Here is a 16,556-nt window from a genome sequence, read left to right on the forward strand (position 1 = left end):
CGCGGTCTACTCCGCATCGTCGTCCGAACCCAGGCTCCGGGCATTCTCATCGATACGTTCGGCCCGCTGCTGGTGTTTCCGCTCTCGCTGTTCGACCTCCCGTAGTGCCTCCCGTGGCTTCTCCAGCCGGGAGCGATCCGTATCGAGTTCGGACACCGCGTCCAAGGCGGCCTCGAGTGTCTCCTGTGCCGCTGTCCGCTCGGCTACCACGTCCCTCGCTCGGGCGACCCAGATGAGGGCCTCGGCCGTCAGTTCGGACTGCTGCTCGGCGACGGTCTCGACGGCTGCGGTCAGCTCGTCCGGTTCCTTCCCTGGGAGTTCACCGGGGCAGACAGAGACACCCTCAAACTCACTCGAACCATCACTCGACCCGACGGGCACCGACTAACCAACTCCCCTTCGCTCCCACAGAGAGAGAGACCAAGCGTCCTCGAAGATAGCCCCAATCATACCGCCTTGCGTCCGAGAATACCACCAACCGATGCCCGAATCTCAGTTTTTCCACTACAGCAGCGTGCAAGCGAACCTATCGTGGCTCATTCCGCTCTTGGATAGCCGTGATTGAAGCCCAGCGCAAAGGGCAAAATGCTATCTCACTATCCACAAAAGGAACGGCATCGCTGCTGCACAGGGCGTCGAAAGTCCGCGGTTCGGGAACTCCGATGTATCCTCGGGGAGCAGGCCATCGATCAGTGAGCGGAGGGTGGAGAAGACCGTTGTCGCGTCTCTGATAGCGGTGGTGGCCCGGTTGAGACGTCGTCTAGGGGAGTCGCAGTAGACGAGACCGCGATGAACATCACTGCCACATAGTCTTGTGCATATAATGAAGTATTGACTGGCATGAAGTTGGGTCTCGACGTGCAGTTGTACGGACGGATTGGAACTGAGATAGTGGCTTCGTTCCTGCATGGGCTCCGCGGGGAACATAATCCATCCGGGACAAGCAACTTCATCCATAGGTCTGGCTATCGGTCCGTTGTTGCCCGGTTAGTATCGAGAGGAGGGTCAACCAGACCGACCGGAACTTCGTCGAATGATGGTTTCATAGCCTCAGGATGCGTATCGGCCGTTTCCGTCACTCGTGGGTGGATAAGCCGGGAGTCGTCTGCGAGTAATATTGGGCATTTGGTGAACTACTACAACCGCTAAAGGACGCCTCTACCTCTCGACGGACGAACGCGAGCTGACGAAGTGCTGGACCGGACAGTGCCGACAGCAAGAGTATAACCGACGAACAGTCAACAATTTCATATAAACCGCGAAATGTCACTCGCTCGGCAACTCACTTTGGCTGTCGAGAACGTCGGTGGTATCGACCAGACGACCGTCGACATCCAGGACGGGCGGTATTGGAGGGCGAGAACGCCACCAACCGCACGTCGTTCCTCCAGGCGATCGTGGCGGCGATAGGGACCGACCAGTACACGCTCAAGAGCAATGTCGACGCCGGTCGCGTCGGACCCACGATTTGTGATACCGCCGTCGCGCGCCGGTCCGAGCGCCGGAGCGGGACCGTCACCGCGCTCGAGGACGGCGACCTCGACGACCCCGAGCTCGCCGACCTCTTCGCTTTCCTCCTCGGCTACTTCGCGGACCACGCGGACTACCTCGTCGCCGCTCTACTCTCGGAGGGTGGCGTTGCCATCGAGGTCGAACGCGACACCATCCGAGAGAGATAGGGCGTCGGGCGGTCGGTCGTTCGGTCGTCTGGCGGTGTTTCGCCAGTACTCTCTCATCGGTGACTGACGTGGGGGTCCGTCAGCAGGCAGCCCGGTAGAAGTGAAGTCTTCATATCATATTATCTTTTTCGTTAATTTTGGGTATTCAGGCGGGGCAGTGCCGGAGGCGTCATCTCACAGAATCTATTGTGAGTGACCAGATGTCGGGTGGGTGTAGGGCTTCAGGTCGGGCGACGACTGAAGTGTCGTGGATTCGGTGAGAGCGACGGAATATATGAGAGTCGGTGGATTGCTTGCCGGGACTCACTCGTCGAGGAGCGAGAATATCTCGGGGTCGGCGCGGAACTTGAGGACGTTCGTCACGACCGAGTTCCGGAGGTTGTTGATGACGTTCCCGTGCTTCTTGTAGAAGTTGTGAATCCACTTCGACTCCTGTTCGCGGTCGCGGAACATCATGACGCTCTTCCACTGATACTCGCCGTCGGAGAGGAAGAACAGGAACGTGTGTCTGTCGTTCCGGATGTCCTCCATCGCGTCCCGCCATCCCTCCTCGAAGCCCTCCGGGTTGAACTGGTACTCGAAGAGCCCGAAGAAGAGATACTCCTCGTTGGGGATGATCGCCTCTGTGAAGACGTTCTCCTCGCGCATCTTCCGAATCGTCTCGCTGACGGTGACGTTCGACACGTCGATGGCGTGTTCCTCCTCGAGTCGTTCGGTGAGACGGCGAGACGACATCTGCGGGTCGTCGGCGAGCAGTTGCAAGATCGGGAGGTCCCGATCTTTGAAATCCCAGTCAGGGTTCGACCCTTTCTCTGGCATGGTATAGTCTACACTCGCCTCGCAGTGAGTTCAATGTTCCCCAAGACCCCCGCGTGACTCCCGGTTTCCGGACGATTCAATAGATCGTGCGTCGTGACCACTAGCATGCGTGCCGCAGTTTACCATGGGCGTGGTGACGTCCGAATCGAAGACCGGGCCGAACAGGCACTCGAACCGGATGCGGTCCGAATCGACGTGGCCACGTGCGGGCTCTGCGGGTCCGACGTCCACGAGTACGCCGCCGGGCCGCTCGCGATACCGGAGGAGCACGAGCACGCCCTCACGGGCGAGACCCGGCCTGTGACGCTCGGCCACGAGTTCAGCGGCACCGTCAGCGAGATCGGTGCGGACGTCGACACCGTCGCGGAGGGTGACCGAGTCACGGTCAACCCAGCCATCTGGTGCGGGGACTGCCGGTACTGCCAGGAGGGTACCTATCATCGCTGTCGATACGGTGGGTCTATCGGGCTCTCCGGAGGCGGCGGTGGGCTCGCCGAGAACGTCGTCGTGCCCGCGACGCAGGTCGTCCCGTTGCACGACGACGTGTCGCTCGAACAGGGGGCGCTGGTCGAGCCGTACAGCGTTGCGCTCCACGCTATCCGTCGGTCGAACGTCCGCGCGGGTAGCACCGTCGCCGTCTTCGGCGCCGGCCCCATCGGGCTCTGCGTCACCGAGCTCGCCGCGGTCGCCGGTGCGACGGACGTCTTCGTGAGCGAGCCCCGGGCGGCGCGACGCGAGGTCGCCCGCGAGATGGGGGCGACCGAGGTCGTCGACCCGGCGGAAACGAACCCCATCAAGCACATCTCGGCCGCCGCCGACGGTGGCGTGGAGGTCGCGTTCGAGGTCGCTGGCGTGGAACAGACCGTCATGCAATCGATCAGGAGCACGCTCAAGGGCGGGCAGGTGGTCCTGATCAGCGTCTTCGAGGACGAGATCGCCGTGCAGCCGAACTACGTCATGATGGCCGAGCGAACCATCACCGGCTCCATCGCGTACGAGACCGGGCCACGCGCCGCAAGCGGCGAGTTCGGACGCGTCGTCGAACTGCTCGCCGACGGCACCCTCGACCCATCGCCGCTCGTCTCGAACACCATCCCGCTCGCGGACGTCGTCGAGCACGGCTTCGAGCGACTGGTCGACCCTGAGAGCGAGGACACCAAGATCCTCGTGTCGCTGAGCGACGGCGCCTGAGCCAGTGGCGGTGACGGGGGTCGCGCTTCAGAGCACGAACGGCGCGTCGTCGGAGACACGATGGAACCCGGCCTTCGGGAACGAGTGATGTGGGCCGTCGAACGCGAACTCCAGTTCCGCTTAGGCGCGTTCGAGGACGTCGAGGAGGTCGAACTCGACGTCGAGCCAGCCGGCGCCGACGCCGAGTTCGAGTCGGTCGCCCGAGAGCGTCTGCAGGGTCAACACGAGCTTCGCGAGTTCGACCGGATGCCGATAGGCGGGAACGAGGACGTTCGGGGAGATGGTTAGGGTCTCGGTGCGGCCCGCGATGAGCGAGAGGAGTGTGAACAGTTCGTAACAGGAGTGCGAGCTGGTGAACGGTGACTCGTGGGAGCCGGTGTAGGGATATATCTCCTCGATGCTGCCGGGGGAACGCGATGTGTTCGCCGACCATGACGGCGTCGAAGCCGACAGCCTCGGCGGTCTGTGCGAACGTCGTGAACGCGTCTCCGGGGGCCGTCGGGCCGTCGCCTGGTGGCGCTGCTGCGCCGTGACTCCAGGTGACAGCGCTGAACTCGATATCGGGTGGACTCATACGCACCACTATGAGATACGCTAGCAAGCATCTTATACATGTACTGAGCGACGTGATAGGTCCGAACCGCGGAGGCCGATTACCCCCCGAGGTAGACTTCCCGGATGTAGTCGTCGCCACGCATCGTCGCCGGGGTGCCCTCCCGTCTGATCTCGCCGTTCTCGAGGAGGTAGATGCGGTCGGCGTGGTTCATCGCGAACGTCACGTTCTGCTCGCACAGCAGGATGGAGACGCCGCGGTCCCGTATCTCGTCGAGCGCGTCGCTGATGTCGTCGAGGATGACGGGCGCGAGGCCGAGCGTCGGTTCGTCGAGCAAGAGGAGGTCGGGGTCGCTCATGAGCGCCCGACCGATGGCGAGCATCTGTTGTTCGCCACCGCTCATCGTCTCCGCGTCCTGCTGTCGGCGTTCACGCAACCGCGGGAACAGGTCGTAGACGTACTCGAGGCGCTCTTGGGCCCCGGAGCGAACGCGGTACGCACCCAGTTCGAGGTTGTCCGCCACGGACATGTACGGGAACAGGTCGCGCGTCTCCGTGCAGAGCACGAGCCCCTCCGCGACCAGTTCCTCGCTGGCGTGGGTCGCGACCTCCGCCCCGCGATACGTGACGTTCCCGTCGTACGGGACGAAGCCGGCGACGGCCTCGGCGAGACTCGACTTCCCGGCGCCGTTCGGGCCGATGACGGAGACGATCTCGCCCTCGTCGACGTGGAGGTCGATGCCGTCGAGCGCCTTCACGCGCCCGTAGCTCACGCGCATCTCGCTGATGGCCAGGACGGGCTCGACGCGGCCCTCGGCATCGGCGCGCTCGGTGGACGTCGTGTCGGCGCTCATGAGCTGTCCCTCCCCAGGTACGCCTCCTGGACCTCCGGGTTCTGCTTGACGGCCGCTGGCGTGCCCTCGGCGACGAGCGCTCCGAAGTTGATCACGACGGCTCGGTCTATCAGCGAGAACAGACCGCGCATGTTGTGGTCGACGACGACGAGCGTCATGCCTTCCGCGCGGAGTTCGGTGAGGAGTTCCGAGACCGTCTCAACCTCTCGATTCGAGAGGCCTGCGAACGGCTCGTCGATGAGCAGCAGTCGCGGGTTCGACGCGAGCGCCCGCCCCAGTTCGAGCCGGAGCAACCCTGCGTGGGGAAGTTCGTCTGGGAGCCGGTGAAGGTCCTCGCCGAGACCGACGCGCTCGCATATCCGGGCGGCCTCGGCGGTCGTTCGCCCACGAAGGCCCTCGAGCGTGAGCACGGAGTCGTCCATGAGCGCGAGTTCGACGTTCTCGATGACCGGGCGGTCACCGAGCGGCCGGAAGTTCTGGAACGTCCTGGCGAGCCCGCGTTTGACGACCTGGTACGGCCGTTTGCCGGTGATGTCCTCGCCGTCGAACGTGATGGTGCCGCTCGTCGGCTTGTGGACGCCCGTGACGCAGTTGAACACCGTGGACTTCCCCGCGCCGTTCGGCCCGATGAACCCCAGTATCTCGTTGTCCCGGACCGAGAACGAGAGGTCGTCCACGGCAGTGAGCCCCCCGAATCGCTTCGTGAGTCCCTGAATATCGAGGATGGTCGCTGCGTCGTCGTCGGTCGCCGACGCGGCCCCCGATGCGGCAGTCATCGCGGCTCACCGTCCTCAGGTCGTCGCTCCCGGACGCGCTCCGGGTCGTCGTTGGCGGATCGGGGCTCGGAGTTGGTATCGTCACCATCTTCGTTCGCGAAGCTTCGCCGATAGCGGTCGACGATGCGCTCGAGCGGCCGGCCGCCGCCGTCGGCCATGACGCGGTCGGGTTCCTCGCCACGGGCCGTCGACACGAGGCGTTCGATGCCCCCGAGGATGCCACCGGGAAGGAAGTAGATGATGGCGAGGATGACGAGCGAGAAGATGACGAGGTCCACGTCCCCGAACTCGATGCCGAGAAGGGGTATCTCGGTCGTGATATCGCTGAGCCAGTCTCGAACCATGTAGAAGAGGACGCCGCCCAGCGCGGCCCCCGATATCGTGCCGATGCCGCCGAAGATGGTGGCAAGCAACACGTTGATGCTGACGGTGACCGCGAGGAGTTGCGTCGGGTTCGGGCTGCCGGCTGGCGTGTGCACGAACATCGCAGCGGCGAACCCGCCGACGCCGGCGCTCAGGACGAACGCGAATATTTTGAACTTCGCGGGGTTGATGCCGACCGACCCGACCGCGTCCTCGCTCTCGCGGATGGCGGTGAATATCTTCCCGGTGTTCGACCGCGTGACGAGGTACAGGAGCACGAACAGGACCGCGAGCACGGCGAGTGCGAGGTAGTAGTTCGCGGCGATGGTCGTGAGCTGGGTCTCCGCGCTGACGAGGTAGTCCGGACTGGACAGGCCGAGTTCGCCGCCGAAGACGTCCTTGTAGACGATGAAGAAGTCGAGGAGTGCGGTCGGCAGGAGGAACGTGATGATGGCGAAGTACGGGCCTTTCAGTCGGAGTGCCGGCGCACCGATGACGAGCCCGCCGACCATGGCGGCGAGCGTGCCGACGGCGATGCTCACGGCCGGAGAGGTGCCGACCTCGAGCGTCATGAGGGCGGCGCCGTACCCGCCGATGCCGAACAGGAAGCTGTGCCCGAAGCTCAGTTCGCCCGTGTAGCCGGAGACGACGTCCCAGCTCATCGCGAACATCGCGAAGTAGAACGCGGCGGTGAGCTTCAGCATGAGGATGGGTTCGGCCTCGAACGGGAGGAGTGCGAGCGCGACGAACGCCACGACGGCGATGACGTGCCGGAGGGAGATGGACTCTCTCGCGAACTGGAGTCGCTCTCGTATGCCAGTCATCGGCTGCTCGGGCGTGTCAGGCGCCTGTTCGGGCGCCTCGGTGGGCGTGTCGGACGCATCGGTTGGTTGGTCGGGCATGTCAGGCTGCCACCTCCCGACCGAGCAGCCCCTCCGGGCGGACGAGCAGGATGAGGATGAGTGCGATGATGGGGACGGTCCTGGCGAGCGTCGGCTCCCAGTAGGAGAGGATGAACACGTTCAGGAACCCGAAGATGTTCGCGGCGATGAGCGTACCGCGTATCGACCCCATGCCGCCGAGGACGACGATGGGGAACGCGATGACGAGCGAGTTCAGCCCCATGTCCCAGCTCGCGGTCCGGATGGACCCGAAGAACAGCCCGGCGATGCCCGCGAGTGCGCCCGCTGCGAACCACGTGTAGAGTTGGACGCGGCTCTTGTCGATGCCGACGAGCGCGGAGCCGCGTTCGCTCATGCTCGTCGCGATGACCGCCTTCCCCTGTTTCGTCCGGTCGAACACGACGAAGAGCACGGCGACGAGCGCCCACGCGGTGAAGAACGCGATGATTCGGTTCACGGTCAGCGTCGCACCGCCGAATCGGACGACGCCGGGGAACAGCGCCGGCACCGAACGCGACTGGAGGCCGATGAGTTCCCGGATGAGGTACTCGCTGATGAGTTCGATGAGCAACGTGACCGTCATCACCGTCATCGGCCGGTTCTCTATCGCCTGGACCATGCCCTTGTAGAGGACGACGCTGAACACGGCGGGGACGAGGATCGAGAGGATGGCGGCGATCCAGATGCTCAGTCCGAGGACCGTCGCGACGTACCACGCGGTGAACGCTCCGAGGGTGACGTTCACGCCGTGTGCGAGGTTGAACACGCCGGCGACGCTGAAGATGAGTGTGAGTCCCAGTGCGACGAGCGCGAAGATGGCGCTCAAGACGAGTGCGTTGATCACGACCGATAGTAGGCTTACCATGGTGCGTTGAGTTGAGGGGAGTGATTGCTAGAGTGCCTGGTGCTGCGAACGGCCTACAGCCACGACGGGGGCTGGTACTCGCCCGTCGAGAACTCGTCGGGCCACAGCGCCCGTTGTGCCCCGTTGCCGTTCTCCTCCTGCCACTGGAAGAACTGCCAGAAGATGTGGTCCTTGTCCTGGATCGCATCGTGGACGGACTCGTGGCCTTGCTCGTAGAACTCGAGGGTGCCGAGGAGCGATTTGCCGCTGTAGTCTTCGAGCTGGGTGACGAGTTCGTCGGAGTCGACCGTTCCGGCAGCCTCCGCGGCTTCGGCGTACGCCATCGCCGCCATGTACCCGTAGTAGCCGGTGAGGAGCGGGTAGTGGTCGTACTGCTCGCGGAACGATTCCTGGAACGGGACGGTGAGGTCGGTGACCTCGACGCCGGGGACGGTGGCGGTGGGTGGGACGAAGTACTGGCAGTTCCCGTTCACGTCGTTCCAGTAGGACGACCGCTGCGCGGCGCTGACGACGCCACAGAGCTGGAACGGCCGCTCCTGGTTGTGCCATTGCGTGACCGCGGGCGTTCCGCCGACGGCCATGACGCCGTAGAGCATGTCGACGTCGTTGGATTCGGCCTGGTCGAAGAGCGTGCTGAAGTCCTCGGTGTCGGCGGGGTACCGCGTGCTCATGACCTGTTCGGCGCCGATGTTCGGGAACTGTTCGTCGAAGTACTCCTGTTGTTGTTCGTTGTACGCGAAGTCCTCGTAGATGACGCCGATGCGTTCCCAGCCGTGCTGCTCCCAGTTGTCCCTGATGAACGTGAACCGGTTGCGGGCGGACGTGTAGGAGTTCTCCGCGACGCGGAACCAGTACTTGTACGTGTCGTAGTCATCGGCGATGAGTCCGTTGGGTTGGACGCTCGCGCCGCCACTGCAGATGTGGAGGGTCTGGGAGTCCCGCATGCCCTCCATGATGACGTTGATGACGCCGCCGAGCCAGCCACCCATCGTCACGTCGACCTCTTCCTGGAGCGTCAGTTCGGTGTACGCCTGCTGGGCGACGCCGGGGTCGTTCTGGCTGTCGCGGACGTCGAGTTGGACTTCGCGTCCGAGGATGCCGCCGTTCTCGTTCAGTTCGTCGACGGCCATCTGCGTGCCGAACTCGAGGTCTTCGCCGATGGTCGAGCCGAGCGGTGCGAGCGCGCCAATCTTGATCGGGTCGCTGCTGCCGCCATCGCCATCGCCGCCGTCGCCATCGCCGCCGTCGCCGCCGTCACCACCGTCGCCACCGTCGCCACCGTCGCCGTCGCCGTTCTCGCCGACGATATCGGAGAGACAGCCGGCGAGGCCGAGCGTCCCGACGGCGCCGGCCGCTGCCAGATACTTCCGTCGGGAGGAGTTGTCGCTCGCCCCGCCGGCCGCGGTGTTCGTCGCTCTCGACCGGCCCTCTGGTCGGTCCACAGACTCGCTGGACGAGGATGGCTCCTCTACCGTCATGATTATACGTTCGGTAGTGATTCTCACGCACAGATAAAGGTATCTTCTACGCGCTGTCATAACCGGGACTCAGGAGCGTACTAGCGGTTTCTTGGTCCAAGCCATCGTGGTCACCGCATGGCTCCCGACGCCACCGATCACCCGACCGGTTCCCCGAGCATGCCCGAGTACGCGCCACTCTACCCGGAACTCCCCATCCGGTACGAGGGCTTCCGTCGCCTCAGCGTCTTCTGTGAGGCGACCGAGGCCGGCGTTCGAGCGCTCCTCCCGGAGTACCTGGACTACCACTCGAACGAGCTCGAGGTGTTCCTCCTGCACGCCCCGAACGTCGACGGCATCGAGGAATACTGGGAGGGCGGAATCATCACGCGCGCTGCCTACGACGGCCGCGTCGGCGGGTTCATGGCCGCCGAGTTCGTCACGGCCGACGCCGCACTCGGCGTCGGCCGCGAGATACACGGTCACCCGAAGAAGCTAGCGGACGTCACCTACGAGGAGGACGAGGCGGGCATCCGCGGCGGCGTCTCGCGCGGCGGTGAGACGCTGTTCTCGCTGTCCTTCGAGCGCGCGGCGACGACGTTCGACGTCCCGGACTTCACGCCCAGGTTCCACGATCGAGCGATCCCGAGTGCAACCGGCGAGGGCTACGACCTCCGGCAGTGCCTGGTGATGGAACTCTCGGGGCCGCCGTACGTCTCCGACCTCGACGCGGCGGAGACCGACGACCAGGTGCACGTCCTCGACACCGGAACCGCGACCGTCGAGTTCGGCGAGTCCGCGGTCGAGCCGTTCGCGGCGCTCGCGCCGGCGTCGGTCATCGGTGCGACGTTCGTCGTCCGGGACTTCGAGCTCGGGTTCGCGGACGAGGCGCACGACGTGGACGTCCAGTGAGTCCCGTGACGGGTGATTCGGAGTGCGCTGGGAAGCGTTAATACGCTGGTGTGTGGTAGTACGTGACGTGACACGCGATGAACGTCTACGAGTACGTCCTGCAACGCGCCCGTGCCGCTCCGGATTCGACCGCCGTTCACGTCCAGGACGGACCACACGTCTCCTACGACGGTCTCGATGAAACCGTTCGACGCGTCGCCGCATGGCTCACCGAGCGCGGCGTCGAGCCCGGCGACCGCGTCGGCGTCTCACTTCGAGACATCCCGGCGTACGTCCCGGCCGTCCTTGGCAGCCTGCACGTCGGCGCGGTCCCGACACCGCTGAACACGCGCCTCGGCGACCAGGAACTCGCCGCCCTCCTGAACGACGTCCGTCCACGGGCGCTGGTCGCCACCGCCGACGACCCGACGACCGAGACGCTCGTCGACGTGACCGAGACGCTAGAGCGCGACGCGCTCCTCCCCGTCCGGGGGAGCGGCTGGCTGGACGTCTCCGCACTCCCGACTGCGCTCGACGCCCAGCCAGCGACCCGACTCGACGACGACCCCGCGTTCGTGATGTTCACGTCCGGGTCCACGGGCCGACCGAAGGGCGTCGTCCAGTCCCACCGGAACGTTACCTCGCAGGTCCACGGCGGTATCAGCATGTTCGGCCTCGACGACGGCGACGTGGGGCTCGCCACCGTTCCGCTGTTCCACGTCGGCGGCTTCCACGAGATTGTCCTCATGACGCTGTTCGCCGGCGGCACCGTCGCCGTCCAGGACACCTGGGACGCACTCGAGTGGGCGGCGCTCGTCGAGGACGCAGGCGCCACCTGGTCCGGCCTCATCCCCACGATGATCGTCGACGTCCTCGACTCGCCGGACGCCCTCGCGCAGGACACCAGTTCCCTCCGGTTCTGCATCTACGGCGGGAGCGCCACCCCCGAACCCGTCCTCCAGGAGTTCGTCGCCGAGACCGGCGTGAACCGGATGGTCGACAACTACGGCCTCACGGAGAGCGCGGGCGTCTGCGTGACCTACCGCGCCGAAGACGACCGTCGCCCCGGCGTCATGGGAACGTTCGCGCCCGAGGTCGAGGGAACGGTCGTCGACCTCGACAGCGGCGACCGCGTCCCGAAGGGTGCGGAAGGCGAACTCCTGTTGCGTGGCGACAGTATCACGGCCGGGTACTGGGAGCGCCCAGCGGCGAATGCGGACCTGTTCTCGGACGGCTGGTTGCACACCGAGGACGTCGTCCGCGAGACCGAGGACGGCTACCTCGTCTACGTCGACCGCGCTGACGACGTCCTACTCAGTGGCGGCGAGAAGATCGCGCCCAGCGAGGTTGAGGACGTCATCCAGGAGCACCCGGACGTCGTCGCCGTCTCCGTGCTCGGGACGCCACACGAACGCTACGGCGAAGCGGTCACCGCGGTCGTGGTTCCCGCGGACGACTCGTTGACCGCCGACGAGGTCGTCGCGTTCACTGCGGAGCACCCGGCGCTCGCCGACTACAAGAAACCGCGGCGCGTGTACTTCGTCGACGCGTTCCCCAAGACGGGGAGCCACAAGGTCGACAAGACCGCCCTCGAAGAACGGCTCCGGGACCGCTACGGCGACGAGTGGCCCTGACCGCGACCAGACATCAACGCGACGTCACGGGGTGAACGCGCCGACGTCGTTCCGTGACCCGCCCGAGTGCGGTGGCGCGTCACTCGGCTTCGATCCGGAACTCCTCCAGTACGGGGTCGCCTTTGCGCGCCGTCTCCGTGAACAGGAGCGCCCCGCAGCCCGGACAGAAGAACTCGCGGAACACCATCTCCTCGGAGACGAACCGGTCCTCGTCGACCATCGTCGGCCCGGCGTTCGTGATCGGGCCCTCGCGGACCGGGAGCTGTGTCTTGAGCGACTCGTCGGTACCGGCGAGGTGCTCGTCGCAGTGCGAGCAGGACACGTCGCTCTCGCCGACGTCGAGTGAAGGACCGACGTGCATCGTCAGTCACCTCCTCCAGCCTCGACGGCCTCATCGCCGGCGACGATGTCGTCGACGGTGGTCGCCTCGTCGAGCCGTTGCTCGAACAGCGCCTCTCGTCGAGACTCGGTCGCCTCACCGTCGACGTCCCCGTCGTCGGTCAGCACGACGCCGTACACCGACTCCGCGGTCTCGACGGTGACGCCGCCCTGGCGGACGTCCGTGGCGACGAGTTCGGGGTCGCGGTGCGCGGGGTCGCCGTACCCCGAACAGCCCGCCCACCACCACTCCGTGATGCCGTCGTCGTCTAGTTCGATAGCGGGGCCCTTCCCGACGGTCTCGACGTTCTCGCCGTCGATCTCGGTGATGTCCGTCGGGAGTTCCCCGGCCGCGAACCGGTCCTTGACGTCGCTGTCCTGGAGGACGACGGTCTCCCCGCGCGACCCGGGGTACCCGCCGAAGAGGCCGGGTGTCTTCGGGATGGCGTCGGTCGTGTACACGCCGAGTTCCATCTCGCCGCCGTGCATGGTGTAACAGATCTTCCCGCCGTTCCCGCCACGACGCTCCCCGGCACCGCCGGTGTCGCCGTGCTCCTTGACGTATAGGTAGAGGATAGGCCAGCTCTGTTCGTACTCCTCCGTGTTCGGGCCGCGGGCTTCCGGGATCCACATGTGGCCGTTCGCGAACCGCCCGTCGCGCTTCGGGGTCGCACCGGTCGACCCCATCATGCAGTTCGTCATGGGCGCGAGGAAGTACTCGCCGTCGTCGGTGAACCCATCGCCGATGTGGCACTGCCACTGTGCGGACGTCGGCGTCATCGCGCCGTTCCGGATCTCCTCGTCCTGCGAGGAGAGCATCATCTTGCTGATGACGCTGTTCGCCATCGACAGCGACACCTGATTCGAGTAGATCCCGGACGGACTCACCGCGGCCGTGTGGTCGGGGGCCGTGATCGTCCGGGGCTCCGGCCGGAAGTTCAGCTGGCGGACGAGCCCACCCGTTGCGCCCATCTGCTCGGGCTGGAGGAGGACGTTCGCTGCGGAGAGAATCGTCCCGCGCCAGGCCGCGAACGGCTGGTTGATCGCGCCGGCCTGCTCGCTGGTGCCCTCGTTCGAGAACGTGAGTTCGTCGCCTTCCTTCGTGAGCGTCAACTCGAGCGGGTAGACGCCGTCGTCGCCGGTCATCGAGCGCTCCTGGTAGGCGCGTTCGCGCCAGGTGCCGTCCGGAATCTTCGAGAGCGTCTCCTTGATCGACTCCTGGCCGCTGTCGTTGAGGCGACGCATGACCCCCTTGACGGTCGTGGCGCCGTACTTCTCGATGAGTTCCTCGATGCGGCCCTTCGCGCGTTCGTTCGCCGCGATGCCCGCGCGCAGGTCCATCGAGAGGTTCTGTGGCGTCCGTGACTGGCGGCGGTACAGGTCCTCCTTCTCGGTGCTTATTTCGCCGCCTTCGACGATCTTGATCGGGGGGATGCTCGGCGGGTCCCAGTACGTGTCGACGGCGTTCGGGCAGAAGCTCCCCGGGACGGTCCCGCCGACGTCGTTCTGGTGGATGAGGTTGCTCACCCACGCGAACACCTTCTCTTCGTGGAAGACGGGCGCGACGAGCGCCACGTCAGGCTGATGGGGCGTCCCCACGGTCGGGTCGTTGTGGAGGAACATGTCGCCGGGCTCGATACCGGGGTCTTCGGCGCGGTTCTCCATGATCCACTTCGTGAAGATGTCCATCGTCCCCGAGAAGTACTGGAGGTACTGCCCGAAGAAGACGAACTCCGCGCTCTCGGTCAGGATTCCGGTCTGGAAGTCCCGCGTGATGAGCGCGATGGGTGAGACGGCGAGGTTCTGGATGGTCTCGCCGGCTTCGCGGTTGATGTTCCACAGCGAGTGCCGAACGACCTCGTACGTGACCGGGTCGATGTCCGCGTCGTAGTCGTCGTGCAGTGCCACTCCGTCGGGGTCCGAGAACTCGCCAGGGATGTAGGGCAGGTCGCGCCCGTCCCATCTGCTCGGATCGAATTCCTCTGTGGACATGTTATAGCTTCAACTCGAAGTCGTGGTACTCGTTGACCGATACACGCTGGGCGTCCTGCACGACGATGCCCGTGTCGGGCATGTCGATGACGGACGGACCGGCGAGCTCGTTCCCGGGCTGTAGCGCGGTGCCGTCGTAGACGTCGACCTCGATGGTACCGCGGTCGCCGCCGACGAACACGTCCCGGGACGGCTTGCGTGCCGATTCGGGCGGGTCTGCGTCACCGAGTGGCGTCTTCGCGCGTTCGAACTTCTCGACGACGCCCTGGGGTTCCGAGCGGATGGTGACGATCTCGAGTTCGGCGGCCGGGAGGCGCGCCGTTGCCGAGTACCGCTGCTCGTACTGCTCCTCGAACCGTGCGACGACGTCCTCCATGACGTCGTCGGTGAGTTCCCCGCCGGGCACGCTGATCTCGAGGTCGTGGAGTTGGCCCTGGAACTGCATGGTCGCGACGCGATTGAACCGCATCTTGTCCTCCGGGACGTCCGCGGCCTCGAGGAGTTCGCGGCCCTCGGCTTCGAGTTCGTCGTACAGCGACTGGAGTTCGCCGACGTCGAACGGTTCGGGCATCGCGACCTGGCGTTCGAGCTGGTGGCGGAGGTCGGACTGCGAGATACCGTACGCGGACCAGACCGGCGACACCGCACCGGGCACGATGACCGTGTCGATGCCGAGCTTGTCCGCGTACGAGGCGGCGTGGAGCGGGCCAGCGCCGCCGTAGGAGACCACGGTGAAGTCCCGCGGGTCGAACCCGCGCCCGATGACCTCGTTCTCCATGAGGTTCGCCATCTTCGCGTTGATGATGTCGAAGATGCCCTTCGCGGTCTCCTCGACGGTCAGGTCGAGTTGCTCGCCGAGCGACCCGACGGCGTCGCGTGCGAGGTCCATGCGCGGGGTCATGTTCTCGCCGAACTGGACCTCGGGGTCGATGTACCCGAGGATGAGATTCGCGTCAGTGACCGTCGGTTCGGTGCCGCCGCGGTCGTAGCAGGCCGGGCCTGGGTCGGCGCCCGCGCTCTCCGGACCGACGCGGAGCCCGTGGCTGTCCTCGTCGAGCCACGCGATGCTCCCGCCGCCAGCCCCGATGGACTTGATGTCGAGCTTCGGCATGCTGTACTGGTACTTCTGGATGACGGGTTCGTCCTCGACGAGGGGTTCGCCGTCCTGGATGAGTCCGAACTCGAAGCTCGTCCCGCCCATGTCGGTCGCGATGATGTTCGGTTCGTTGCGTTCCTCGATGAGTCGTCGACAGCCACTCAGCCCGCCGACGGGCCCGGACCCGATGAGTGTCAGTGGCGTCTCGGCGGCGAGGCTAGCTGGCGTGTTCCCGCCGTTGGCCTGCATCATGAGGAACGGTTCGTGGAAGTCGTACTCCTCCTGGAGCGAGCGCTCGGTCGACCCGATGTACGAGGCCGTCACGGGCCCGACCTTCGCGTTGATCGCGGTTGCGACCGTGCGTTCGTACTCGCCGAGCGAGGGCGATATCTCGTGGGAGACGGAGACGTACACGTCGGGTGCCTCCTCTTCGACGATCGCCTTCACGCGCTCCTCGTGTGTGGGGTTGTAGAAGCTCCACAGGAGCGTGATGGCGATGGCCTCGACGCCGGCGTCGGCCAGTTCGCGGACGGCCGCCCGGGTGGTCTCCTCGTCGAGGGGAACGACGACGTTCCCGTGTTTGTCGATTCGTTCCGGGATGCCGATCGTCAGTTCGCGTGGGACGATCGGTTGGGGTTTGTCTATCTCGGCGATCTTGAAGACGTTCTCGGGTGGTTCACCGGTTGCGCGGCCGACACCGCGCATGATCGTCGCGGTGTCCTCGAACCCTCGGGTCGTGAGGAGGCCGGTCGTCGCGCCGCCCTCTTCGACGACCGTGTTCGTGGCGACGGTCGTGCCGTGTGCGATGCGGACGAGGTCGTCGTACACGTCGCCGTCTTGGTATCCGAACTTCGCGGCGGCGGCGTCGATGCTGTTGAAGAAGCCTTTCGCTGCTCCCTCACCGTGCGTGGAGAGGGATTTCGCGGTGGCGACTTCGCCGTCTTCGTCGATGAGGACGCAGTCGGTGAAGGTACCACCGATGTCTACGGCGCAGACGATGTTTGTCAAACTCTTTCACACCTCTAGGTGAACTCCACCGCCACAAATATTATACCTTTGGGTGTTTCTCCGGCCGGTCTGTGGTCGCGACGTCCAAACGAGTTAAGC

Annotated in this window: 15 protein-coding genes; 4 read left to right on the top strand and 11 right to left on the bottom strand. The window is 65.3% G+C overall.

Annotated features, from left to right (window positions below):
- Positions 1–6 precede the first annotated feature (6 nt).
- Positions 7–381 (bottom strand): hypothetical protein, encoded by a 375-nt coding sequence (locus LI336_RS18785; RefSeq protein ID WP_227134705.1) that lies wholly within the window; start codon positions 379–381, stop codon positions 7–9.
- Positions 382–1,349: 968 nt separating this feature from the next.
- On the opposite strand from LI336_RS18785, the gene LI336_RS18790 reads away from it, so the two are divergent.
- Positions 1,350–1,679, top strand: a complete 330-nt coding sequence (locus tag LI336_RS18790; protein WP_227134706.1) for a hypothetical protein — start codon at positions 1,350–1,352, stop codon at positions 1,677–1,679.
- Positions 1,680–1,982: 303 nt separating this feature from the next.
- Here LI336_RS18790 and LI336_RS18795 read toward each other — a convergent pair whose 3' ends face one another.
- Entirely contained in the window at positions 1,983–2,498 is a 516-nt protein-coding gene (locus LI336_RS18795) for a winged helix-turn-helix domain-containing protein (RefSeq protein WP_227134707.1), read from the bottom strand.
- A gap of 105 nt (positions 2,499–2,603) precedes the next feature.
- Between LI336_RS18795 and LI336_RS18800 the strand changes: the two genes are divergently transcribed.
- A complete protein-coding gene (locus LI336_RS18800) occupies positions 2,604–3,689 on the top strand; it encodes a 2,3-butanediol dehydrogenase (protein WP_227134708.1) in 1,086 nt (361 codons plus the stop codon).
- 120 nt (positions 3,690–3,809) lie between these two features.
- On the opposite strand, the gene LI336_RS18805 is transcribed toward LI336_RS18800, so the two are convergent.
- The 6 genes from LI336_RS18805 to LI336_RS18830 form a co-directional block, all read right to left on the bottom strand.
- Positions 3,810–4,250, bottom strand: a complete 441-nt coding sequence (locus LI336_RS18805; RefSeq protein ID WP_368408403.1) for an LLM class flavin-dependent oxidoreductase — start codon at positions 4,248–4,250, stop codon at positions 3,810–3,812.
- Positions 4,251–4,342: 92 nt separating this feature from the next.
- Positions 4,343–5,095, bottom strand: coding sequence for an ABC transporter ATP-binding protein (locus LI336_RS18810; protein ID WP_227134709.1), 753 nt, complete (start codon positions 5,093–5,095; stop codon positions 4,343–4,345).
- A complete protein-coding gene (locus LI336_RS18815; protein ID WP_227134710.1) occupies positions 5,092–5,871 on the bottom strand; it encodes an ABC transporter ATP-binding protein in 780 nt (259 codons plus the stop codon). The genes LI336_RS18810 and LI336_RS18815 overlap by 4 nt, the downstream gene beginning before the upstream one ends.
- Entirely contained in the window at positions 5,868–7,136 is a 1,269-nt protein-coding gene (locus LI336_RS18820; RefSeq protein WP_227134711.1) for a branched-chain amino acid ABC transporter permease, read from the bottom strand. The genes LI336_RS18815 and LI336_RS18820 overlap by 4 nt, the downstream gene beginning before the upstream one ends.
- A 1-nt stretch (position 7,137) precedes the next feature.
- Entirely contained in the window at positions 7,138–8,001 is an 864-nt protein-coding gene (locus LI336_RS18825; RefSeq protein ID WP_227134712.1) for a branched-chain amino acid ABC transporter permease, read from the bottom strand.
- Positions 8,002–8,054: 53 nt separating this feature from the next.
- Entirely contained in the window at positions 8,055–9,443 is a 1,389-nt protein-coding gene (locus tag LI336_RS18830; protein WP_227134713.1) for an ABC transporter substrate-binding protein, read from the bottom strand.
- A 153-nt stretch (positions 9,444–9,596) separates the two neighbouring features.
- Between LI336_RS18830 and LI336_RS18835 the strand changes: the two genes are divergently transcribed.
- Both LI336_RS18835 and LI336_RS18840 read left to right on the top strand, forming a co-directional pair.
- Positions 9,597–10,370, top strand: a complete 774-nt coding sequence (locus LI336_RS18835; RefSeq protein WP_227134714.1) for an acetoacetate decarboxylase family protein — start codon at positions 9,597–9,599, stop codon at positions 10,368–10,370.
- Positions 10,371–10,447: 77 nt separating this feature from the next.
- Positions 10,448–11,983 (top strand): class I adenylate-forming enzyme family protein, encoded by a 1,536-nt coding sequence (locus tag LI336_RS18840; protein WP_227134715.1) that lies wholly within the window; start codon positions 10,448–10,450, stop codon positions 11,981–11,983.
- 79 nt (positions 11,984–12,062) lie between these two features.
- On the opposite strand, the gene LI336_RS18845 is transcribed toward LI336_RS18840, so the two are convergent.
- Genes LI336_RS18845 through LI336_RS18855 form a run of 3 tightly spaced genes read right to left on the bottom strand, consistent with a single transcriptional unit; the run spans position 12,063 to position 16,457 of the window.
- On the bottom strand, positions 12,063–12,344 hold the full coding sequence (locus LI336_RS18845; protein WP_227134716.1) for an acetone carboxylase subunit gamma: 282 nt from the start codon (positions 12,342–12,344) through the stop codon (positions 12,063–12,065).
- A gap of 2 nt (positions 12,345–12,346) precedes the next feature.
- Positions 12,347–14,353, bottom strand: coding sequence for a hydantoinase B/oxoprolinase family protein (locus LI336_RS18850; RefSeq protein WP_227134717.1), 2,007 nt, complete (start codon positions 14,351–14,353; stop codon positions 12,347–12,349).
- 1 nt (position 14,354) lies between these two features.
- Complete coding sequence (locus LI336_RS18855) at positions 14,355–16,457, bottom strand: hydantoinase/oxoprolinase family protein (protein ID WP_227134718.1); 2,103 nt, start codon at positions 16,455–16,457, stop codon at positions 14,355–14,357.
- Positions 16,458–16,556 lie beyond the last annotated feature (99 nt).

This window comes from Halorubellus salinus, assembly GCF_020567525.1.
Taxonomy (GTDB): Archaea; Halobacteriota; Halobacteria; order Halobacteriales; family Natrialbaceae; genus Halorubellus; species Halorubellus salinus.